The sequence below is a fragment of the Leifsonia poae genome, from assembly GCF_050632195.1.
GTDB classification, from domain to species: domain Bacteria; phylum Actinomycetota; class Actinomycetes; order Actinomycetales; family Microbacteriaceae; genus Leifsonia; species Leifsonia poae_C.
In genome coordinates this window covers 1,486,591-1,506,870 of sequence record NZ_CP192580.1, presented here as the reverse complement: position 1 = coordinate 1,506,870, position 20,280 = coordinate 1,486,591, and the positions used below count along the sequence as shown (strand labels likewise).

At 66.8% G+C, this 20,280-nt stretch carries 21 protein-coding genes; 9 read left to right on the top strand and 12 right to left on the bottom strand.

Going from position 1 to position 20,280, the window contains the following annotated elements:
* Positions 1-17 precede the first annotated feature (17 nt).
* Complete coding sequence (locus tag ACQ86A_RS07665; protein ID WP_431279960.1) at positions 18-407, bottom strand: SHOCT domain-containing protein; 390 nt, start codon at positions 405-407, stop codon at positions 18-20.
* 200 nt (positions 408-607) lie between these two features.
* Here ACQ86A_RS07665 and ACQ86A_RS07660 point away from each other — a divergent pair, with 200 nt between their 5' ends.
* The 4 genes from ACQ86A_RS07660 (at position 608) to ACQ86A_RS07645 (ending at position 4,139) form a co-directional block, all read left to right on the top strand.
* Positions 608-1,033, top strand: a complete 426-nt coding sequence (locus tag ACQ86A_RS07660) for a DUF6325 family protein (RefSeq protein ID WP_431279959.1) — start codon at positions 608-610, stop codon at positions 1,031-1,033.
* Positions 1,034-1,063: 30 nt separating this feature from the next.
* Positions 1,064-1,429, top strand: a complete 366-nt coding sequence (locus ACQ86A_RS07655; RefSeq protein ID WP_431279958.1) for an SHOCT domain-containing protein — start codon at positions 1,064-1,066, stop codon at positions 1,427-1,429.
* Between the two features lie 10 nt (positions 1,430-1,439).
* Entirely contained in the window at positions 1,440-2,912 is a 1,473-nt protein-coding gene (gene cls / locus ACQ86A_RS07650; RefSeq protein ID WP_431279957.1) for a cardiolipin synthase, read from the top strand.
* A gap of 105 nt (positions 2,913-3,017) precedes the next feature.
* Complete coding sequence (locus tag ACQ86A_RS07645) at positions 3,018-4,139, top strand: AI-2E family transporter (RefSeq protein ID WP_431279956.1); 1,122 nt, start codon at positions 3,018-3,020, stop codon at positions 4,137-4,139.
* On the opposite strand, the gene ACQ86A_RS07640 is transcribed toward ACQ86A_RS07645, so the two are convergent.
* Complete coding sequence (locus ACQ86A_RS07640) at positions 4,129-5,550, bottom strand: glutamate decarboxylase (RefSeq protein ID WP_431279955.1); 1,422 nt, start codon at positions 5,548-5,550, stop codon at positions 4,129-4,131. The two genes, ACQ86A_RS07645 and ACQ86A_RS07640, sit on opposite strands and share 11 nt — an antisense overlap.
* 86 nt (positions 5,551-5,636) lie before the next feature.
* Between ACQ86A_RS07640 and ACQ86A_RS07635 the strand changes: the two genes are divergently transcribed.
* Entirely contained in the window at positions 5,637-6,266 is a 630-nt protein-coding gene (locus tag ACQ86A_RS07635) for a hypothetical protein (RefSeq protein ID WP_431279954.1), read from the top strand.
* A gap of 9 nt (positions 6,267-6,275) precedes the next feature.
* Here ACQ86A_RS07635 and ACQ86A_RS07630 read toward each other — a convergent pair whose 3' ends face one another.
* Positions 6,276-6,500, bottom strand: a complete 225-nt coding sequence (locus ACQ86A_RS07630; protein ID WP_431279953.1) for a hypothetical protein — start codon at positions 6,498-6,500, stop codon at positions 6,276-6,278.
* 139 nt (positions 6,501-6,639) lie between these two features.
* Here ACQ86A_RS07630 and ACQ86A_RS07625 point away from each other — a divergent pair, with 139 nt between their 5' ends.
* Both ACQ86A_RS07625 and ACQ86A_RS07620 read left to right on the top strand, forming a co-directional pair.
* On the top strand, positions 6,640-9,318 hold the full coding sequence (locus ACQ86A_RS07625; RefSeq protein ID WP_431279952.1) for a LuxR C-terminal-related transcriptional regulator: 2,679 nt from the start codon (positions 6,640-6,642) through the stop codon (positions 9,316-9,318).
* A 6-nt stretch (positions 9,319-9,324) separates the two neighbouring features.
* Positions 9,325-9,828: a hypothetical protein gene (locus ACQ86A_RS07620; protein ID WP_431279951.1), complete on the top strand. Its 504-nt coding sequence runs from the start codon at positions 9,325-9,327 to the stop codon at positions 9,826-9,828.
* A gap of 33 nt (positions 9,829-9,861) precedes the next feature.
* Here ACQ86A_RS07620 and ACQ86A_RS07615 read toward each other — a convergent pair whose 3' ends face one another.
* Genes ACQ86A_RS07615 through ACQ86A_RS07605 form a run of 3 tightly spaced genes read right to left on the bottom strand, consistent with a single transcriptional unit; the run spans position 9,862 to position 11,141 of the window.
* A complete protein-coding gene (locus tag ACQ86A_RS07615; protein WP_431279950.1) occupies positions 9,862-10,305 on the bottom strand; it encodes an SRPBCC family protein in 444 nt (147 codons plus the stop codon).
* A 36-nt stretch (positions 10,306-10,341) separates the two neighbouring features.
* Positions 10,342-10,680, bottom strand: a complete 339-nt coding sequence (locus ACQ86A_RS07610) for an ArsR/SmtB family transcription factor (protein ID WP_431279949.1) — start codon at positions 10,678-10,680, stop codon at positions 10,342-10,344.
* Complete coding sequence (locus tag ACQ86A_RS07605; RefSeq protein ID WP_431279948.1) at positions 10,677-11,141, bottom strand: SRPBCC domain-containing protein; 465 nt, start codon at positions 11,139-11,141, stop codon at positions 10,677-10,679. The genes ACQ86A_RS07610 and ACQ86A_RS07605 overlap by 4 nt, the downstream gene beginning before the upstream one ends.
* Before the next feature lie 267 nt (positions 11,142-11,408).
* Here ACQ86A_RS07605 and ACQ86A_RS07600 point away from each other — a divergent pair, with 267 nt between their 5' ends.
* Positions 11,409-12,512: a Fic family protein gene (locus tag ACQ86A_RS07600; RefSeq protein WP_431279947.1), complete on the top strand. Its 1,104-nt coding sequence runs from the start codon at positions 11,409-11,411 to the stop codon at positions 12,510-12,512.
* A 15-nt stretch (positions 12,513-12,527) separates the two neighbouring features.
* On the opposite strand, the gene ACQ86A_RS07595 is transcribed toward ACQ86A_RS07600, so the two are convergent.
* Entirely contained in the window at positions 12,528-12,740 is a 213-nt protein-coding gene (locus ACQ86A_RS07595) for a three-helix bundle dimerization domain-containing protein (protein WP_431279946.1), read from the bottom strand.
* A 76-nt stretch (positions 12,741-12,816) separates the two neighbouring features.
* Here ACQ86A_RS07595 and ACQ86A_RS07590 point away from each other — a divergent pair, with 76 nt between their 5' ends.
* Positions 12,817-13,386 (top strand): 4'-phosphopantetheinyl transferase family protein, encoded by a 570-nt coding sequence (locus ACQ86A_RS07590; protein ID WP_431279945.1) that lies wholly within the window; start codon positions 12,817-12,819, stop codon positions 13,384-13,386.
* Here ACQ86A_RS07590 and ACQ86A_RS07585 read toward each other — a convergent pair.
* The 5 genes from ACQ86A_RS07585 to ACQ86A_RS07565 form a co-directional block, all read right to left on the bottom strand.
* Positions 13,364-13,627, bottom strand: coding sequence for a M1 family aminopeptidase (locus ACQ86A_RS07585; protein ID WP_431279944.1), 264 nt, complete (start codon positions 13,625-13,627; stop codon positions 13,364-13,366). The genes ACQ86A_RS07590 and ACQ86A_RS07585 overlap by 23 nt on opposite strands.
* Positions 13,591-14,718: a M1 family metallopeptidase gene (locus ACQ86A_RS07580; RefSeq protein WP_431279943.1), complete on the bottom strand. Its 1,128-nt coding sequence runs from the start codon at positions 14,716-14,718 to the stop codon at positions 13,591-13,593. The genes ACQ86A_RS07585 and ACQ86A_RS07580 overlap by 37 nt, the downstream gene beginning before the upstream one ends.
* Complete coding sequence (locus ACQ86A_RS07575; RefSeq protein ID WP_431279942.1) at positions 14,715-18,662, bottom strand: Pls/PosA family non-ribosomal peptide synthetase; 3,948 nt, start codon at positions 18,660-18,662, stop codon at positions 14,715-14,717. The genes ACQ86A_RS07580 and ACQ86A_RS07575 overlap by 4 nt, the downstream gene beginning before the upstream one ends.
* A 94-nt stretch (positions 18,663-18,756) precedes the next feature.
* A complete protein-coding gene (locus ACQ86A_RS07570; RefSeq protein WP_431279941.1) occupies positions 18,757-19,386 on the bottom strand; it encodes a hypothetical protein in 630 nt (209 codons plus the stop codon).
* Positions 19,387-19,488: 102 nt separating this feature from the next.
* The gene (locus ACQ86A_RS07565; RefSeq protein ID WP_431279940.1) at positions 19,489-20,184 is read right to left on the bottom strand and encodes a hypothetical protein; all 696 of its coding nucleotides are present in this window, start codon (positions 20,182-20,184) and stop codon (positions 19,489-19,491) included.
* Positions 20,185-20,280: the final 96 nt, after the last annotated feature.

The following is a 20,280-nucleotide window of genomic DNA, read 5'->3' as shown; positions in this document are numbered from 1 at the left end:
GGAGTTTGCAGTGCGAGCTACTGAGCCCAGGGACGCACTTGGCCGAGCGCCTTCGCCTTCAAAGCCTCATATTCGGCCGGCGTGATCGTACCGGCGTCGGCGAGAGCCTTGGCCTTCGCGATGTCCTCCGAGGGCGAGCTCGGCACGGGCGGAAGGTACGCATCCGTCTCGGAGGGGACCTGCCGCGCTCTCCCCTGGCGCTCCGCCATCCCGCGACCACGCGCGATCAGGTACACGAACGCCGTGAGGAAGGGCACGAAGATCAGGAAGATGATCCACACCGCTTTGCCCCAGCCGCTGACCGAATCGTCGCGGAAGAGGTCGGCCATGATCGTGAACAAAGCCATCAGGTAGGCGATGAAGATGAATGTCCAGAAGAAGTAGCCTGCGAAATCCCAGAAGTTCATGTCGCCAAGCTAGCGCCGCGCAACGGCCGAGGGCATCATCCTGTCGGGATGATGTGCTTCGGTCATCGCCGCATCATTCCAACAGGGTGATTGCCATGCCCGCCACGGCGGAATAGCGTCAGATCACGTTGACCATGCGCGAAAGGAAGAACTCATGAGGTATGAGGCAGGATCCTCGGGCACCGCGGAAGGGGACGATCGTGGCTGAATTCCAGTACGGCCCCGTCCAGCTCTATCTGATCGGTTTCGACGGGGATCGTCCGGGCCAGGGCGTCGTCGAGGAGATCGTGAAACTCGTCGAATCAGACATCGTGCGGCTGCTCGACCTGCTCTTCGTGTCGCGCTCGGTCGACGGCGACGTGACCGTTCTCGAGATCGATGAGATCGTCGATGAGTACGGGCTCGCGGAGCTCGAGATCGCGGAGCTCGGATTGGCGGGCGAAGACGATGTCGAAGACCTGTCAGGCGCCATCGAGCCGGGAACGTCGGCGGCGCTCCTTGTCGTGGAGCACATCTGGGCGCGTGAGTTCGCCCAGGCGCTCTTCAGCGCCGGCGGACGCGTACTTCAGACGGAGCAGATCCCCGCACCCATCGTCAATGCAGTCGTCGACGCCACGAGCGCGTGACGTCGACCTGAGAAGTTAGGAACAACGAACATGCTCGGACGAAGAGCAGGCCGCGGAGGACTCCTGCGCGCTGCCGCCACCACCGCGGTCGTCGCAGGAACCGCGACGGCCGTCTCCGGTGGGATCAGAGGGCGCCAGGATGCGCGCGCCCAGCAGGCAGCGGAGGCCCAGGCCTACGAACAACAGCAGCAGCAGGCGCAGATGGATGCGGCAGCCGCTCAGGCGGTCGCCGCCCAGCAGGCGGCAGCGCAGCCGGCGTATGCAGCTCCGCCCGCGCCGGCGGCAGCGCCGGGTGGAGACATGATGGCGCAGCTCCAGAATCTGGCTTCGATGCACTCGCAGGGGATCCTCTCGGACGAGGAGTTCGCGGCCGCCAAAGCGAAACTGCTGGGGTAGTGGCGCCCCGATGAACGGGGATCTTGTCGCGTTCATCGGCGGCATCCTGATCGTGGCGGATCTGGCGATCCGGATCGCGGCGCTCATCATCGTGCCCCGCGACCGCAAGCCGACCGCCGCGATGGCGTGGCTGCTGGCGATCTTCCTCATCCCCTTCATCGGGATCATCCTGTTCCTGATCATCGGCAATTCGAAGCTGCCCAAGAAGCGCAGGCAGAAGCAGGCCGATCTCAACCGCATGATCACAGAGCGGGTCGTGGCTCTCGGTGTGACCGAGGACCGCTCCGACTGGCCGGCCTGGTTCTCGTCTCTGGTGAGACAGAACCAGGCCCTCGGCGCGCTCCCGGCGATCGGCGGGAACACGGGCAGGCTCCTCGGCGTCTACCCGGCGTCGATCGAGGCGATGGCCGCCGACATCGACAAAGCGGCGAAGTTCGTGAATGTCGAGTTCTATATCGTGTCGTTCGACGCGACGACGAAGGTGTTCTTCGCCGCTCTCGAACGGGCCGTCAACCGAGGCGTGCCCGTGCGCCTGCTGGCCGACTACGTCGCCTCCCGCCGAGTGGCGGGCAACGAGGAGACGTTCGCAGAGCTCGACCGCATCGGCGTCAAGTGGAGTTACATGCTGCCGGTTCGGCCGTTCAAGGGCGAGTACCAGCGGCCCGACCTGCGGAATCACCGCAAACTCCTCGTCGTGGACGGCCTGGTCGCGTACATGGGGTCGCAGAACCTCATCGATCGCAGCTACAACTCGCCGAAGAACCTGAAGCGCGGGCTTCAGTGGCAAGAGCTGATGGCCAGAGTCACCGGTCCGATCGTCACCGCGACCAACGCCGTCTTCCTCTCCGACTGGTACCTCGAGACCGACGAGCTCCTCGGTGAGGAGGCGAACTCGACCGCGGCCGACGTGCCCGCTGAGACGTCGGCCGACTCCCTCGTCTGTCAGGTCGTGCCGAGCGGGCCGGGCTACGACGGCGAGAACAACCTGCGGCAGTTCCTCACGCTGGTCACGTCCGCACAGAGCAAGGTGATCATCACGAGCCCGTACTTCGTGCCGGACGAGGCCATGATGTACGCGATCACCTCCGCATGCCAGCGCGGGCTCGACGTGCAGCTGTTCGTCTCGGAGATCGGCGACCAGGGCTCCGTCTGGCATGCGCAACGTTCCTACTACACGCCGCTGCTGCGCGCCGGAGTGAAGATCTGGCTCTACCCAGCGCCGTTCATCCTTCACTCCAAGCACCTGTCGATCGACGAAGACGTCGCCGTGATCGGGTCGAGCAACATGGACATCCGCTCTTTCGCTCTCAATTCCGAGGTGACACTGCTCGTGCGTGGCCACTCGTTCGTCGCCCAGATGCGAGAGGTCGAACAGGGGTATCGGGATGCGGGTCGCCAACTCACGCTCGAGGAGTGGGAGAAGGAGCCGGCGTCGGCCACGTTCCTCGACGGAGTCGCGCGGCTGACGTCCGCACTGCAGTGACCGCGCGCACGCGCGTCGGAACCACGGTCGCGCACATCACCCTGATGGGATGATGCCCAGGCGGCCCCCGAGTCCCTAGCGTGAGGCCATGAGCATGGGGTCACGATGAGCCGAGAATCCGGACTCCCGCGGGGGACGACGATCCTCGTGGGCTTGGCTGCGGCCACCGTGACCGCAATCGGCCTGAGTGCGATCCGCGGCATCCTCGCGCCGGTGCTGCTTACTCTCGTGCTCACGATCTGCGCCAACCCCGTGCGCACCGGGCTCCTCAAGCGCGGAGTGCCCGGCGGCCTCGCCACAGGGTCGGTCATCCTCGTCGTGTTCGGTCTGCTCGCGGGCTTCACATACACGCTCATCATCGCGTTCGCCCAGTTCGTGAACATGCTGCCGGACTACGCGAAGCAGTTCGCCGAGATCGGGGCCAACATCGGCAAGTGGCTCACGAGCATCGGCATCAGCGAGGAACAGATCCACTCGGTTCAGTCGGATCTCAACCCGACCAATCTCGTCGGGGTCATCACGGGTGCGCTCGGGAGCGTCTTCAGCATCACCGGCGCGCTGGTGATCGTGCTGACGATGATGATCCTGATGGCGGCAGATGCGGCATACGCGCGAACGATCCTCGCCCAGCTCAGCACGCACAAGCCCGACCTTGTGACTGCGCTCAACAGCTTCGCGCACAACGTGCGCCGCTACATGGTCGTGACGACCGTGCTCGGTGTTGCACAGGGCGCGCTCAACACGATCGCGCTGTACATCCTGGGTGTGCCGGCCGCGCTGCTGTGGGGCCTCCTCGCCTTCCTGTGCAGCTTCATCCCGAACATCGGCTACTTCTTCGCCCTCATCCCGCCCCTCGTCTTCGGGTTCCTCGTCGGCGGCTGGGGCACCGCCATCGCCGTCGTCGTGATCTACGGCATCATCAACGCGGTCGTCCAGTCGATCATCCAGCCCCGCGTGGTCGGGCAGGCCGTCTCGCTCAGCCAGACCATCACCTTCTTCTCGGTGCTCTTCTGGGCTCTCGTGATCGGGCCGATCGGCGCCATCCTGGCCGTGCCGCTCACGCTGATGGGCAAGACGTTCCTCATCGACGCGAATCCGGATGCGCGCTGGTGGCAGCCGGTCGTCGGCCCCACCGAAGAGACGCGCCAACTGCTCAAGAGCAGCCAAGTGGCCGCGAAGAGCGACCGCAAAGAGCGTCGCGCCGAGAAGTCCGCGTCTAGTGGGTGAAGGTCGACACGAGCCCTTCGGTCGGCATCGGGGCCTCTAGCGCGTCGAGATAGTCCGCCGCCTCCGCGATGTCGAGCACCAGGCTCTCGGCGAGATTGCGACTCAACCCGTTGCGCACGACGATCCGCTGAACGACCAGGTCGGAGATGTCGTCGGGCATCGGGTACGCGGGAATGAGCCACCCCTTCAGCCGAAGTCGCTCCGACAGGTGGTACAGGTTCCACTTGTCGGTGTGCCCTGGTTTCAGCTGCCAGGCGAAGACGGGGATATCCGTCCCGTCGTTCCAGAGCTCGAACGCCGGCATCTTCGCGATCTCGCCGGAGAGGTAGACCGCGACATCCTGACACGCCTTCTGCACTTTGTAGTACCCCTGCCACCCGAGCCGGAGGAACAGGTAGTACTGGAGCAGAACCTGGGCTCCGGGGCGCGAGAAGTTGAGCGCGAAGCTCGGCATGTGGCCACCGAGGTACGTCACGTCGAAGACCAGGTCTTTCGGCAAGTCGTCGATGGTGCGCCAGATCACCCAGCCGAGCCCCGGATAGACGAGCCCGTACTTGTGGGCGGAGGTGCTGATCGAGGCCACCCGTTCCACACGGAAGTCCCACTTCAGGTCCGGCTGCAGGAAGGGCGCGATCATGGCCCCGGATGCGCCGTCCACGTGGATCGGAATGTTCAGCCCCGTGTCAGCCTGGATGCGGTCGAGCGCCTTGGCGATCTCGGCGACCGGTTCGTACATGCCCGTGTATGTCACGCCCATGATCGCGACGACACCGATCGTGTTCTCGTCGACGTACTTCTCGAGCTCGAAGCCGTCGAGAACCCGGTGCTCGAGGGAGATGGGCACATACCGGGCCTCGACGTCCCAGTAGTTGCAGAACTTCTCCCAGCACACCTGAACGGCGCTCGAGAGGATGAGGTTGGGCTTCTCGGTGGATTTGCCTGCAGCGCGGCGGGCCTGCTGCCACCGGCGCTTCAGCGCAAGGCCACCGAGCATGCAGGCCTCGGAAGAGCCGATCGTGGAGGTGCCTATCGTGTTGTCGGGATCCGGAACGTTCCACAGGCGCGCGAGCATGTTCCAGCACCGCGTCTCGATGGCCGCGGTCTGCGGATACTCGTCTTTGTCGACCATGTTCTTGTCGGCGGATTCGGCGTAGATCCGGTTCGCGAGCGGGTCCATCCAGGTCCCGACGAAGGTGGCGAGGTTGAGACGGGAGTTGCCGTCGAGCATCGCCTCGTCGTGCACGACCTGATAGGCCGTCTCGGGGAGGGACTCGCCCTCCGGCAGCTGGTTCAGCGGAAAGTCGGTCGACTCGCCCTCGCGGGCGAACAGCGGGTTGAGCTGGTTCTGGTCGCCGATGCCCGTGAACGCGTGCACGGACTCGATGGAATTCTCTGGTGGCTTGGTGGTCATGGCTTCCACGGTAGAAAGGCGCGCATCCTGAGTCGTCATCCATTCGGGGTGATGTAGCCGGCGACCCGGATTCATACGCTCGAACCATGTCGGCTGACCGAGCGATCCGTCTCCGGCGCGAAGCCTGGGGTTTCGCGATCGGCTCGCTCTTCTTCCTCGTCGGTGCGGTGCCGTTCTACGCAACGGCTGTCGGAGTACCGTTCGACAACCTCACGTTCTTCGTGGGGGCGTTGTTCTTCACCGCTGCGGCCTTCGTCCAGTTGGCTCTGAGCGGTCGACGGCCGCCGCGTCGCGCAACGAACCGCGCAGACCTGTACGACTGGTACGCGGCTGCGATCCAGTTCGTGGGCACCCTGTTCTTCAACGTCAGCACCACGGAAGCACTGATCACCGCACTCGATCCCGAGACCCGCGTGAACAGCGGCTGGCGCCCGGATGCGTTCGGCTCGGTCTGCTTCCTCCTCTCCAGCGGCCTCGCCGTCGCGGCAACCACGAAGCGGGACAGGCTCTGGGATCCGAGTGCACGAACCTGGCGCTGCACGTGGCTCAACATGCTCGGGTCGGTGTTCTTCGGACTCTCCGCGATCGGAGCGTACGTGATCCCCTCGACGACCGACCTCCTCAGCCTGTTCTGGGCGAACCTCGGCACTTTCCTCGGCGCCGCCTGCTTCCTCACGGCCGCACTCCTGAGCCGGAGGGCTCCAGCTGCCGCGTGATGCCGGAGCTCAGCCGCTGTCGATCGGGTTCACGGAGACCAGCTCGACCGTCAGATCGCGGAGCAGGTCGAGCAGACCGAGAAGCCGTGCCTGATCGGGAACCTCGCCGATCAGATGCGTCCTCCCGTTCTCGACGTGGTCGACCGAGAATCCTTCGAGGGCGGTGATCAACGGCGGGCTCAGAGTGCCCTTGACCACGATCTCGAAGGTGTTCACGATCGGCCTTTCCGTCACAATGCGAGAGGAGAACACGGTGCGTTCATCATGCGCCGATCAGCCCGTAGCGTCGTCATCCCCGGAGGGTGATTGCCGGGTATAGCCGAAACATCCCTTCGGTGTCAGACTGAAGTCCTTCGAGAGAGGGCGAAGGAATATGGTCACAGGCCAGTTCATTCCAGCTCATGCCGTCGACCGGCCGGAGTTGCGCGATGACCTCGACATCGCCCTCGAGCGGCCTTTGACCCTCGTCACAGCCCAGGCCGGGTCGGGCAAGTCGGTGCTTCTCAGCCAGTGGGTCGCCGCGCATCCCGAGACCCAGTGTGCCTGGGTGGATGTGTCGAAAGCCGACAACGATCCCGGCTGGTTCGAACGCCACCTCATTGACGAGTTCGCCACGATCGACCCGATTCTCGCCGCGAATTCTGTCGTCGTCGAGACCGCCGGACGGGACGTGGATCCGGAGTTTCTGACGCCTCTGGCCGGTCAGTTGCGCACGATGGGCGAGACGGTCTTCGTTCTCGACGACCTGCACTACCTCTCGAATCAGCCGCTCGTGCGTGCCCTCGGGGTGCTGATCGAGGCGTTGCCCGCGAACATCCATGTCGTGGTCTCGAGCCGAGTGGACTTCCCCATCGCGTGGAGCCGCAACCGTCTGCGGCACGACGTGCCGGAGATCCGGCAGGCGGCGCTCGCGATGACCTATGAGCAGTCCGCCGAGCTGCTCGCGTCGATCACCGGCCACGAGCTCGACCCGGCCAGCGTCGCCGTACTGCTCGACCGCACCGAGGGATGGGCGGCGGGCCTGCAATTGGCCGGAATGACCCTGCGCCTCAGCCACGATCCGGAGAAGTTCATCGCGGAGTTCAGCGGATCGGACCGGCTGGTCGCCGACTACCTCAGCGAGGAGGTACTCACCGCGCTGCCCGCGAGCGAGCGGGCATCCCTCCTCGACATCTCCGTGCTGGACAGGATGAGCTCCGAACTGATCGCGGAGATCGCCGACGCCCCGTCGTCCTCCGAGCTGCTCTCCCAGCTCGAGAACCACTCGATGTTCCTGATCCCGATGGACGAGTCTCGCGAGTGGTACCGGTTCCACCCGCTCTTCCGCGACCTTCTGCGATATCGAAAGCGGTCGGACGATCCAGCGGCAGAGCACCACATCCTGACCAGAGCCGCTCAGTGGCATCTGCATCGGGGCGATACGGGCGCGGCCATCGACTACCTGCTGCGCGCTCGGGACTGGGACGGCGCGATCGACGCGATCCTCGCCCGGTGCTCCGACGTGTTCGAGCGCGGGGATGTGGCGACGGTGGCCCGTTGGCTCAACGCACTTCCGGAGAACGCGATCGCCGACCGGGTCGACGTGCTGCTGATGCGGGGCATCCTGACCGGGATGAGCGGGGCGGCCGCACTCGGCGAGGACCGGCTGCGATCGGTTATCGGTCATCCGCTGATCACGCCTCCGTTGGCCGCTTGCGCACTGACCTTCCTCGCGGCGCTCGTCCATTGGCGTCCCCGGCCGAGGGTGTCGATCGAGTGGGCCGAGCGCGCGCTCGCCGCGATCGACGCTCTCGGCGACACCCCCACGCCGCGACACCTGCCGGACACCTCGGTTCTCAGGACGATCGCGATGATCGCCCGCGGACGGGCCCACTTTCTCGACGGCGACCTCCCCGACGCGCGACGATGGCTGGAAGACGCCCTCGCGACGGAGGGCGCGGGGTACTCCGCGTGGCGGATCAGCGCCCTCGGATCGCTCGCGCTGCTCGACGCCTGGGGCGGGCGCATCCGGGACGCGGAGCAGATCATCACGGAGGCGTTCGCGCTCGCCCGGGAGATGGGGAACTGGTACCACCCGGCGACAGCCGAGACGCACCTGGCGAACGCGCTCGTCGCGATCATGCGCGCCGACACGGACCACGCGCAGACCAGCCTTCGCGAGGGGTCGATCCGCGCTCACGCCATGGGGCGCGACCTCCTCGCCTGGATCGCGTATGCGGAAGGAGGCGCGCTCAGCGACCTGAGCGCAGACGTTCACGAACAGCGACTTCCGGCAGGTCCCCCGCCCCCCGTCGTCGCCGACACGCTGCTCGCACGTCGCAGCCGTGCACTCCGCCTCAGCGGTTCATCGGATGGCGCGCTCCGACTCCTCGGGGGCAACGTCGCCCTGACCAGCTCCGTGGCCTTCGAGCACGCCGCAGCAGCGCTCATGCTCGGCCAGCACGAGACGGCACAGGAGGTCGTGAAGAGCCTTGCCGACCTGTCCGACGCGAGCGAGCCGATCGCCCGCGTGCGCGAGCTCATCCTGAACTCGTGGTGCTCGGCGACGGCGGGCATGGATGCGCGTGCCGACGCCCTGCTCGCCGAGGCGCTCGCACTCGCCGACGAGTACTCCCTCGTCACTGTGTTCGTCGAGGCCGGCCCGGTCACGGTCAGACGGATGGCGGGCCTCGCTGACGACTCTCTGCCCCGGATCCGCGAATCCGTTCTCGACACCGCGGTCGACGCCCTCGAGATCCCCGTGCCCAGCGAACTCGTCGACAGCCTCACCGACCGCGAGCTGGAACTGCTCGCGCTGCTGCCCACCCGGCTCACGAACACGGAGCTCGCCGATCGCTTCGTCGTCTCGGTGAACACGATCAAGACGCATATGGCGCACATCTACCGAAAACTCGACGTCTCGAACCGGAGCGGGGCCATCACGAAGGCGGTGCAGTTGGGGTTGATCAAGCAGCGCTGGACGCCTCCGATCGTGACGGGGACGTCCGGGGACCCCGCGCCGTCAACGCAACCTCTGGTGTCCGCGCCCGCCGCGGCCGTAATCGGCCGTTAGCGTTCGATGTCGTTCCGCCACCGGCTCTGGCAGCATCTGGGCACCTCCGCCGCCGTGTACGGCACGATCGTTTACGCGAGTCTGATCGCGGCCACCGGACTCCACCTCCACGACACCGACCCGGTGCTCCCGGTGCTGACGTTCTGCGCCGTCACGATCGTCGTCTTCTGGCTCGCCCACATCTTCGCCGTGGCGCTGGCCCGCCACGGCGACGATGAGGTGACCGTCGACAGCCCGTGGGCGTCGATCAAAGGAGCGGTCGACCATTCCAGCGGGATGCTCGAGACGTCGGCGATCATGAGCATCCCCCTTGTGCTCGGATCGCTCGGCATACTCGAACCGCAGGCGTCCATCCGGATCTCGCTGGTCGTCGGCGTCGTCACCCTCGCTGTGCTCGGCTACCTGGCGTTCACTCTGCGTCGCCGGGAGTGGTGGATCCGGATCGTCGGCACGATCTGTACCGCCCTCTTCGGCGTCGCGATCATCGTCCTCGAGTACTCGCTGCACTGACGGCCGTGACGACGAACGCTGCCTTGGAGGCGGTCAGTGCCAGTCGGAGATCACGAGATCGTTCGGGTCGGGCGCCCCGGTGCCCGTCTCGACCAGCTGCTTGAGGCTCACGAGGTAGGTCGCCCACTTCGTACTGCAGTGGTACATGAACTCGACCGGCTCGCTCCACCCTTCGTGGGCGAACAGGACGATCGCGTAGTCGCCCTCCTGTTTGAGCTCCCACCGCACGGTCGTGCCGATCCATTCGGCCGGCCCGTCGACGACCTCCCAGAGCACCCCGCGGCCCGGCTCCGATTCGAGCACCTTCATGTCGAAGCCGCCGGGCGCGAACCTGAACTGTAGGATCCCACCGATGTCGGGCTTCCCCTTCGTGTCCGTCGCCCACCAACCAGACAGCCCTTCGACTGTCGTCAGGGCTGAGTAGACGTCGTCCACCGTCGCCGACTTCATGCCGACCCTGTGCAGGATGTTCACCATGTCGATTCCTCTTTCGCGTATCGGTCGTTGAGGTGCTTACTTCTCTTGCTTGCGTTGGATCGCCTCGGCGATCCGCTTGATGCGCTGCAGACGGGCATCCCAGGTCGCGCCGACCTCTGCCAACTGAGCGACCGCGCGGGCGAGTTGTGCCTCGTCCACCCGATAGCGCCGTTCACGTCCTTCGGGGGCGCCGTGAATCAGGCCGACGCGATCGAGCACCGTCAGGTGCTTCGAGACGGCCTGACGGGTCACCGGCAGACGCTCGCTCAGCGTGGTCGCGGTGCCGGGGCCTTCGGCGAGCAGGATGTCGAGCATCCGTCGCCGCGTCGGCTCGCCGATCGCAGACCACAGGTCGTCGTCGATGACCGCGCTCATGGGGTCGACACCAGCCGGGTGACGTAGGCGCCGATGGCAGGAACGAAGATGTCCCAGCCGCGCGAGTGGTCGGCGTACGCCTCTTCCAGAACGGCGATCTCCCATCCCTTCTCGCGGAATCCCGTCTCGACGAGTTTCAGGAGCGTGCCATCGCCTCTCGGGATGAGTTCGAAGGTCACGAGCAGCGAGTTGGTCGCGGTGGCCTCGGGTTCGCCCTCGTACACCCAGCGGAACGAGAACGAGCGGGGCCGGTCGGCTTCGACGACCGTCAGCGGCTGAACGTCCTCCTCCGCGGTGCCTCGCCCCCACGCGACGTACGACACGGACCCGGACGTCGGGGACAGTTCGGTCTCCGCACCGTTCCACCATTCCCGGATGTGCTCAGGACTGCTGATCACGTCGAAGACGATCTCGGGCGACGCGTCGATGTAGAGTTCGCGCTCGATGCTTCCGAATTCCATGTCTACCTCCTGCAACGTTTGGTTGCATATCAAGATAGATCAGAACGGCGCGTCATGCAACCATCGGTTGCCTATTAACGCAAAAACCGGAATAGCGACCTTGTTATTCCGGGTTAATGCCAAAACCCGGAATAGTGCTAACCTTATTCCGGGTTAGGAGCATAAATGAGCAGCTCAACGCCGACATGGCCGGCACACCAGCATGAGAGAACCGCCTGGCGATCCTTGTCCCGGGGCGGCTCGCGCGCCGACCGAATGCTCGCTGAGGTGACCGTCGCGCTTCCCCCGTCGATCGCTCGATTGGACTACGTGACCCCGCCGGAACTGATCTCCGAGCTGGAAAACGCGGGCCGTGCGATCACCGCACTTGATGCCGGTCCTGGCCAGGTCACCAATGCACTTGGCGGGTTCCTGCTCCGAACCGAATCGGTCGCCTCCTCCAAGATCGAGTACATCGAGGCCAGCACCGACGACTACGCGCGCGCATTGGTCGGGATCCGAGCGAATGAGAACGCTACCTCGATGGTCGCCGCAACCAGAGCGCTCGCCGCGATGATCGACAGCGCAGGATCCGGGACGATCACACTTCGCTCCATACTCGAGGCCCACGAGATTCTGATGCACGACGACGCATTCGACGGCCAGTTCGCCGGCAAGTTGCGCACCCAGCAGAACTGGATCGGCGGAAGCGACTACTCCCCTCTCGGTGCTATCCATGTTCCTCCTCCCCCAGGCGCCGTTGCCGACTACATGGACGATCTACTCGAATTCGCGAACCGAGACGACGTGCCGGTCATCGCACAAGCCGCGATCACGCACGCTCAGTTCGAGTCCATCCACCCATTCACCGACGGCAACGGCCGAATCGGGCGAGGTCTGATCAACGCGATCATTCGACGACGCGGCCTCACCACGACTACCGTGTCGCCGATCGCTACCGCGATGGCCGCACAGCGCCAGGAGTACTTCGACCTCGTCAACAGCTATCGCGACGGCCACATCGACCCGTTCGTTCGCAGCCTTGCGCAGTCGGCTCGAATCGCAAGCCGGGCCGGCCAGCTATCGGCCCTTGCCTTCGCGGAGCTGCCAGCACTGTGGGAAACACTGACGAGGCCTCGTAAGGGCAGCGCGACCGCGAAGATCATCGACCAGCTCCTCGACCACCCGGTCCTGTCCGCAGAGGATGCTGTCCGCCTCACAGGCGCTTCCTCCACCAGCGCCTATGAGGCCATGCGTCGACTTGAACGAGACGGCGTGGTCCACGAAGTGACCTCCCGCCAACGCGACAAGGTGTGGGCTGCGTCCGAGGTACTGGCCGAGCTCGACCGGCTCAGCAGCCGAATCGCGGACGAAGTCCGAAAGGCGCGATAGCGTCCGCGGGCCGGGCTAGTGGTGCTTGTGCTTCTCGCCGACGATCTGCGCCTTCGCGCTGTGCTCGACGAGCACCGCGATATAGTCGCGCAGCTTGGCGTTCTTGAACGTCTCGTAGTCGTCTTCGACGATCTTCTCGATGTGCTTGCCCGTCACATCCGGATACTTCTTCTTGAGTCGCTTGACGACATCGTCGATAGCTTCGCGTTCGCTCTTCTTCTCAGCCACAGCCACAGAGTGGCGGGGCAAAGTAACAAGATCCTGTGAAACCCGGATCGGGTCGACACGGTGCGAGACTTGCTGCGTGGAAGAGATCGTCGGCGACGCGACCGTGAGGCGCGTAGATGCGCCGGGCTCACGCGCCGATCGTTCGCTGGCGGGTCGCGCGGCCCTTCGCGAGCTCGTCGGCGACCTCAGCGGCGTGAACCCTTCGGGGATCCTCATCGAGTCCCGCTGTCCCGACTGCGGCGGCCCACATGGGCGCCCGGTGGTGATGGCTCCGGATGCGGCCCGCGGCATCCGGATCAGCCTCGCCTATGCGGGCGCGAGCGCCGTCGTCGCGGCATGCCCGGGACGCTCGGTAGGGGTGGACGCAGAGCTCGCCGATGACGGACACTCCGCGAACGCCGATGACAAGCGGCGCGCCATCCTGTCGCTCGCGCCGGGAGACGGCGATCCGCTCATCCGGTGGACCCGCATCGAAGCGGTACTGAAGGCGGACGGGCGCGGCCTGAGGGTCGAACCGCACCGTGTGCGTTTCTATGACCGTGGCGAGCAGCTCGTCGCCGGCGCCCCCGACGATCCTCGGCACTATGAGGTTCGGGATGTTCCGCTAGGCGACGACCTGATCGTCACCCTCGCGCTGGAGCTCTGAGCGGCCGGCTCGCCGGCAAGTTCGGCAACGGCTCCGAGTCGAGCCATGCGGTGAACAACGCATCGAGGTCGGCACCGGTCTTCTCCGCGACGAACCCGCGGAAATCGTCGGTCGTCACGCTCCCGAAACGATTCTCGTCCGTCCACGCTCGCAGCAGGTCGAAGAACGCTTCGTCTCCGACCGTGAGCCGAAGCGCGTGCGCCGTCAATGCCCCGCGCTTGTAGACTCGGTCGTCGAACATGAGGGCGGGTCCGGGATCGGCGACCACCAGATCCTGAGGCAGCCGACGCAGACCAGCGTGATACCGGCGCGCGAGCGTATCCGCCGACTCTCTCCCGCACGTTCCGACCAGAGCCACTCGGCGTAGCAGGCGAAGCCCTCGTTGAGCCAGATGTGCTGCCAGGCGGCCAGCCCGACGCTGTTGCCGAACCACTGGTGGGCGAGCTCGTGGGCGATGAGCCGCTCCGATCCGCCCTCGCCGTCGACGTGGTTCTCACCGAAGATCGCAGCACCCTGAGCCTCGAGCGGGATCTCGAGTTCATCGTCGGTGACGATAACGCGGTACTCGGGGAACGGATACGGCCCGAACACGCTCGAGAAGAACTCCAGCATGGCGGGGAGCGGTGCGAAGTCTGCCTGCATCCGGCTCTCCAGCTCACCCGGGAACGCGAACTCGATCGTCGTCTCCGCAAGCGTCTGGCGCCGTCTGGTGTACCGCCCGATCTGCACGGTCGCGAGGTAAGTGGCCGTCGGCTCGGCGCACTCGTAGAGCCAGGTCCCGCGACCCGAGGCGAACGAGTGCTCGGTCAGGGTGCCGTTGGCGACGACCGTGTAGCCCTCCTCGGCTGAGACCCGGATGCGATAGCCCGCCTTGTCGGAGGGATGGTCGTTGCAGGGGAACCACGTCGGCGCACCGGACGGCTGCGCCGCGACGATGACTCCGTCGGTGAGCTCCTCCCAGCCGACGAGCCCCCAAGCGCTGCGACGTGGGGCGGGCGAACCCGCGTACTCCACCTCGACGGTGAAGACGGATCCTTCGGCGATCGGATGCTCGGGAGTGATGACGAGCTTCGACTGCGTCTGAGTGAAGCGCGTGCGCTTGGCTCCGTCGACCCGCACCTTGCTCGCCCGGAGACGCACGAGGTCGAGACTGAAGGAGGTCAGCTCCTGGGTGGCGGTCGCGGTGATCGTCGCTTTGCCGTCCAGCCGGTTCGTCGCCACGCGGTAGCGGAGATCGAGGTCGTACAGGTCGACGCCATAGCCGCCGTTACCGGAGTGGGGAAGGTACGGGTCGCCCGCGTTGCGCGCTCCAGCGCTTCTCGGGGACGTCATGCGGTGGTCGCGTGATAGTCGGCGATGGAGACCTCGCGCCAGGGTCCGATGGGGTTGCCGCTCCAGCGACTGCGGTCGGGCACCAGCTCTCCGCGCATCACCAGCGAGGCTGGACCGACGGTCGCGTGCTCGCCGATTCGAGCGGCCGGGAGGATGACGCTGTGGGGTCCCAGCGTTCCGCCCGTCTCCAGAGTGACCGTATCCATACTCATGATTCGATCATGGAAGAGATGCGTTTGCACCACACAGCCCCGATTCACAGTGGATGCGTCGCCGAGCCGCACGAGATCGGCTTCGGGAAGCCAGTAGCTGTCGCACCACACTCCGCGGCCGATCGAGGCCCCGAGGCTGCGCAGCCACCAGACCAGCGCGGGCGTTCCCGCGGCGGCCTGCGCGAACCAGGGAGCCGCGGTCATCTCCACGAAGGTGTCGGAGACTTCGCTGCGCCAGACGAACGACGACCAGAGGGGATGCTCGCCCACGCGGATCCGCTGGACCAGAGCCCACTTGGCCACGGTGCTCGCCCCAGCTGCGACTGCCCCGGCGATGAGCATGACCACGCCGCTGAGCAGAACGGCCGCGAGGAGTCCCCAGGCCTCGTCGATGGCCGCCAGTGCGAAGAGCACGGCGAGTCCTACGGCGCAGGTTATGAAGACCGGCACGATCCGGCAGAGCTCCCAGAGGGTCCGCGCCACGCGCAGCCCGGGCGACGGGTTGTACGTGCGATTGTCGTCTCCGCTCGCCGCGGTACGCCGGAGTCGAACGGGAGGGGATCCCAGCCAGGACGATCCGGGCTTGGACTTGCGTGGCGCCGCCGACAGCACGGCCACGAGACCGTCACGCGGTACACGGTGACCGGCCCCGGCCATCCCCGAGTTGCCGAGAAACGCACGGGAGCCGATCTCGGCGCGCGCCACTCGCACGCGCCCCCCGCCGAGCTCGTACGACGCCACGAGCGTGTCGTCAGCCAGGAACGCACCGTCCTTGATCGTGGTCATCTTCGGGATGAGCAGCACTGTCGACGCCTCGACATCATGGCCCACCTTCGCGCCGAGCAGCCGGAGCCAGACCGGTGTGAACAGGGATGCGTACAGCGGGAAGAGCAGCGTGCGCGCGAGATCCAGGAGCCGCTCCGTGGTCCACACCTCCCAGCCGACCTTGCTGCGCACCGGATAGATACCCTCGGCGAGACCGATCCCGAGCAGCCGGACGCCCGCCACGACCAGGCCCGCCAGCACCAGCCCGGACACCAGAGTGGCAGGGATGAGCGCCGCCAGCGTCCGAAGCGCTGCCTCACCGAGCGAGTGCGAGCCCGCGATGAACACCGCGACGAGCACGCCACCTGCGACGAACGCGACGATTGGTGTCAGCGCGATCGCCACCGCGGACACCGCATAGGCGATGAGCCAGCGCGTGCGGCGCTCGGGACGTTCCGCGTCCCACCAGTGCGATGCAGCGCCAACCCGGGTGGCCGGCGATCCAGCCCAGCGCTCCCCTGCGCGAACGCGACCGAACACCGACGAGCCCGGCGCGATCTCGGCGTTCTTGCCGATGCGCGCCCCGGGGAGAAGGGTGCTGCGCGCGCCGACGGTGCTGTTCGCACCGATGCGGACGGCTCCGATGCGCAGCAGATCGCCGTCGATCCAGTAACCGGACAGGTCGACCTCGGGTTCGATGGCGGCCCCTGAGCCGATGCGGAGCATCCCGGTGACCGGTGGCAGGGCGTGGAGGTCGACGTCTTCACCGATCTGCGCACCGAGCGCCCGGGCGTAGTAGGAGATCCACGGAGCTCCGGCCAGGCTCACGGCGCCGACCTGATGGGCGACCTGCTCGGCGAGCCACAGCCGCAGGTGCACCCCGCCTCCGCGCGGATAGTCACCGGCGCGGACACCCGAGAGCAGGAGGCGCGCTGCGACCACCGAGATCGCCATGCGTCCGAAGGGCGTCGAGAAGATCAGCAGACCGATGATCAGGAACCAAGGCGAGGTCTGTGGCAGGAACGCGAAGCCGTCGAAGTTGGCGAGGATCGCCGAGGCGGTCAGCACGTAGAGGAGCCAGCGGATGCCGCTGAGCACGAACAGGGGCACGCCGAGCACGGTCTGCAGCCACTGCATCCGGGCTGGCGTCGGTGGAACGGTGTGCGTCGACTCCGCCTTCCGCTTGCTCCCGGATTCACGCGACGTCAGCGCTGCCGCCATCGCACCGAGCCGCGGATGCGAATAGATGTCGGCCACCGTGAATTCAGGATCCCGCTGCCGGATGCGCGTCACGAGTTGAGCCGCGGGCAGCGACCCGCCGCCCAGGTCGAAGAAGTTGTCATCGGGATTCGACACCGGGAGGCCAAGAACGGCTTGCCAGTCCTCGGCGAGCTCGCGGAGCGCGGGATCCAGGTCGACGTCGCCCCCGTCGAGGTCGGCGAGCGGCCAGGGAAGTGCCGCGCGATCGACTTTGCCCGACGTGCGCGTCGGCAGCTCCCCCACGAGGGCGAGCAGCGGGACGAGGGCAGCCGGAAGCTCCTCGCGGAGCCTTGCGAGCGCCGCCGACCGGTCGAACGCATCCGGATCGGCGACGGACAGGTAGCCGACGAGAACGTGGTTACCCGCATCCGTCGTCCGCACCGCTGCTGCCGCGCCCGAGACCCCCGCGAGCCCTTGGAGCGCCGATTCGATCTCGCCGAGCTCGATGCGGCGGCCGCCGACCTTGACCTGATCGTCGGCGCGACCCTGGAAGAGCAGGCCGCGGCGGTCGAAGCGCACGAGGTCACCGCTGCGGTACGCACGTTCCCAGCCGAGATTCGGGGCCGGAGCGTACTTCTCCGCATCCTTCGCCGGATCGAGGTAGCGGGCCAACCCGACGCCGCCGATGATGAGCTCGCCGATGCCGCCCTCCTCGACAGGCTCGCCGTCGGGATCCACGACGGCCAGATCCCAGCCGTCGAGCGGTAACCCGATCCGCACGGGCTCCCCCGGCTGCAGCAAGTGTGCGCACGCGACGACCGTGGCCTCTGTCGGGCCGTAAGTGTTCCACACCTCTCGGCCGTCGACGGCCAACCGATCGACGAGGTCGGGCGGACACGACTCGCCGCCGAAGATCAGCAGGCGAACGTTCTCGAGCGACTCGGCTGGCCACAGTGCGGCGAGAGTCGGGACGGTCGAGACGATGGTGACCCCTCGCGTGGTCAGCCAGGGGCCGAGATCCATGCCGCTGCGCACGAGGGACCGGGGCGCGGGAACCAGACAGGCGCCGTGACGCCAGGCCAGCCACATCTCCTCGCAGGAGGCGTCGAAGGCCACGGACAAGCCCGCGAGCACCCGATCGCCCGGCCCGATGGGCTCCTGCTGCAGGAACAGGCGCGCCTCCGCATCCACGAACGCTGCGGCGGAGCGGTGACTGACCGCGACACCCTTCGGCGTGCCGGTCGATCCCGAGGTGAAGATGATCCACGCGTCATCCGCGGGCGTCGGTGCCGAGACGATCGGGGTGGTGGCGGTGCTCGGATGCGCGGGCGTTCCCTCGAACAGCGGAACGGGCGCATCCGTCACGGCACGGTCGGAAGGGACGTACTCGCCCGCGCCGGTGATGACGCCACGCACGAGCGCCTCACCGAAGACGAGTTCGGCGCGCTCCTCCGGATCGTCTGCGTCGACCGGGACGTACGCTGCGCCGGCAGCGAGCACGGCGAGGATCGAGATGTAGAGCTCGCGGGAACCCGACGTCAGTCGGATGCCGACGCGATCGCCGCGGCCGACCCCATCGAGCGTGAGGCGCGCGGCGACGGTCACGACACGGGCCATCAGTTCGCGATAGCTCAGCGCACCCTGACCGTCGTCGAGTGCCGAGGCATCCGGATATGTCGCCGCCGTCTCGCGCAGAACGTCGAGCAGCGTACGGGGCCCGGGAGCCCACTCACTGCGGGTCAGCACACCGGTTCGGGGTTCGGTCACGTGTCAACTCCGGTCGCAGAAACGCGCCCGGAGAACCCCGGGAACGCGAATCCCGAACCTAACCGGCCCTGGTAGCCGGGAGGTTAACACGCGGTCAGCGACCGCCGTCGGAGAGCGCCGCGACGAGGGCGGCCTTGTTGAGGCCGGAGTACCCCCGAACGCCCTGGGTACGGGCGCGGGCGCGGAGTTCTGCGACCGTCAGGGATGCCAGCACGGTCGACGTCGGCGCCGGTGTTACTTCGGCGACCGGCTTCGAGGCTGAGGGCCGGGTCGAACCCGTCTTCGGCGTTGGGCGCTTGGTCGCGGCAGGCTTCTTGGCGGCGGGCTTCTTCGCGGCAGACGTCGCGGCGGGCTTGGTCGCAGCGGGCTTCGGCGTGGCCGGCTTTGCCGCTGCCGCCTTCGTCGTCGACGGCTTGGCAGCGGCAGTCTTCGTCGCTGACGACGTCGACGCGGTGCCCTTGGTCGCGGACGACTTAGCGGGACTGCTCTTGGCCGGCTTGGCGGCAGACTTCGCCTTGGGCTTAGCGGCGGAGGCCTTCGGCTTCGCGGGCGTCGCCGACGCCTGCAGCTTCTTCATGCCGGCAGCCACTTCGTCAGCTCTTTTCTTCAGCTTCTGACGAGTGTCTTTGTCGACCTTCTTAGCGGCGCGCTTCGCATCGGCGAGCGCCTCCTCAGCCGCCTTCAGGGTCCTTCTTGCGGCTTTCTCGAGCTTGGACTGGGCCACCGTGCACCTCCATCGCGGATACTGCGCTGATCAGCCATTCTGGCACACCGCATCCGTCGGCGGTCGGCTCAACGCACCTCAGGTTTCGCCGCGACCACCGGGTCAGAACCCGCCGAAGTCTCCGCCACCGCCGAAGTCTCCGCCACCGAAGTCGCCGCCGCCGCCGCCCCAGTCGCCGCCGCCCCAACCGTCGCTCGAGTCTCCGGATGCGTCACCCGCGGCGTAGGCGCCGGACGCGTCAGCTCCCGATGAGTCTCCGCCGCCGTCGTTCCCGCTGCCGTCGTTCCCACTGCCGTCGTTCCCGTCACCGGAGTTGTCGCTGCCGTCCGCCGCCTGCTGGTCGGTCTGGTCGGGCAGGAACGAGCTGACGATCGCGGAGGCGATGACGTATCCGGCGACGCTTCCGAGGAGGGAGCTCGCGAACATGCCACCGAATCCGACCCCACCGCCGGCGCGGTTGCCGCCACCGAGCGAGCGCTCGAGCGTTCCCGGCTGACGCAGCTCGGAGCGTGTGGCCGACTGAGCGAGCGAGCGCGGGTCGTCGCCACGAGGCTGCTCGCCCGCGGGCGCGTTCTGGCTGAGCTCCTGGAAGACCAGCGCGCGCTGCTCTGGAGTCAGCTTCGCGAAAGCCTCTTCGTGAACCTGCTCGATCGTCTCGGGCGGGGCCGTGCGCAGCAGATAGCGGTAGCGCTCGACAGCGATTTCGTCGTCGCTGCGCTGCGGTGCCGCGGCCTGCGGCGCGGGCCGGGGAGCCTGCTGCGGCTCTTCACGGCCAAGAAGTCGGTCGAGGAATCCCATGGTGATCACTCCGCTCTGTCGACGCGCTGTGCGTCTACCACGAAAGCTATTGCCCTGTCATGAGAAGGGGCGCGAAGCCACCTGTGCAACTCCTGT

Bases quoted from the DNA above. Each gene is read 5' to 3' on its own strand.
- ACQ86A_RS07665 (WP_431279960.1), bottom strand. From the start codon at position 407: ATGAACTTCTGGGATTTCGCAGGCTACTTCTTCTGGACATTCATCTTC.
- ACQ86A_RS07655 (WP_431279958.1), top strand. From the start codon at position 1,064: ATGCTCGGACGAAGAGCAGGCCGCGGAGGACTCCTGCGCGCTGCCGCC.
- cls (WP_431279957.1), top strand. From the start codon at position 1,440: ATGAACGGGGATCTTGTCGCGTTCATCGGCGGCATCCTGATCGTGGCG.
- ACQ86A_RS07645 (WP_431279956.1), top strand. From the start codon at position 3,018: ATGAGCCGAGAATCCGGACTCCCGCGGGGGACGACGATCCTCGTGGGC.
- ACQ86A_RS07640 (WP_431279955.1), bottom strand. From the start codon at position 5,550: ATGACCACCAAGCCACCAGAGAATTCCATCGAGTCCGTGCACGCGTTC.
- ACQ86A_RS07635 (WP_431279954.1), top strand. From the start codon at position 5,637: ATGTCGGCTGACCGAGCGATCCGTCTCCGGCGCGAAGCCTGGGGTTTC.
- ACQ86A_RS07625 (WP_431279952.1), top strand. From the start codon at position 6,640: ATGGTCACAGGCCAGTTCATTCCAGCTCATGCCGTCGACCGGCCGGAG.
- ACQ86A_RS07620 (WP_431279951.1), top strand. From the start codon at position 9,325: ATGTCGTTCCGCCACCGGCTCTGGCAGCATCTGGGCACCTCCGCCGCC.
- ACQ86A_RS07615 (WP_431279950.1), bottom strand. From the start codon at position 10,305: ATGGTGAACATCCTGCACAGGGTCGGCATGAAGTCGGCGACGGTGGAC.
- ACQ86A_RS07610 (WP_431279949.1), bottom strand. From the start codon at position 10,680: ATGAGCGCGGTCATCGACGACGACCTGTGGTCTGCGATCGGCGAGCCG.
- ACQ86A_RS07605 (WP_431279948.1), bottom strand. From the start codon at position 11,141: ATGGAATTCGGAAGCATCGAGCGCGAACTCTACATCGACGCGTCGCCC.
- ACQ86A_RS07585 (WP_431279944.1), bottom strand. From the start codon at position 13,627: ATGTTCGACGACCGAGTCTACAAGCGCGGGGCATTGACGGCGCACGCG.
- ACQ86A_RS07580 (WP_431279943.1), bottom strand. From the start codon at position 14,718: ATGACGTCCCCGAGAAGCGCTGGAGCGCGCAACGCGGGCGACCCGTAC.
- ACQ86A_RS07565 (WP_431279940.1), bottom strand. From the start codon at position 20,184: ATGGGATTCCTCGACCGACTTCTTGGCCGTGAAGAGCCGCAGCAGGCT.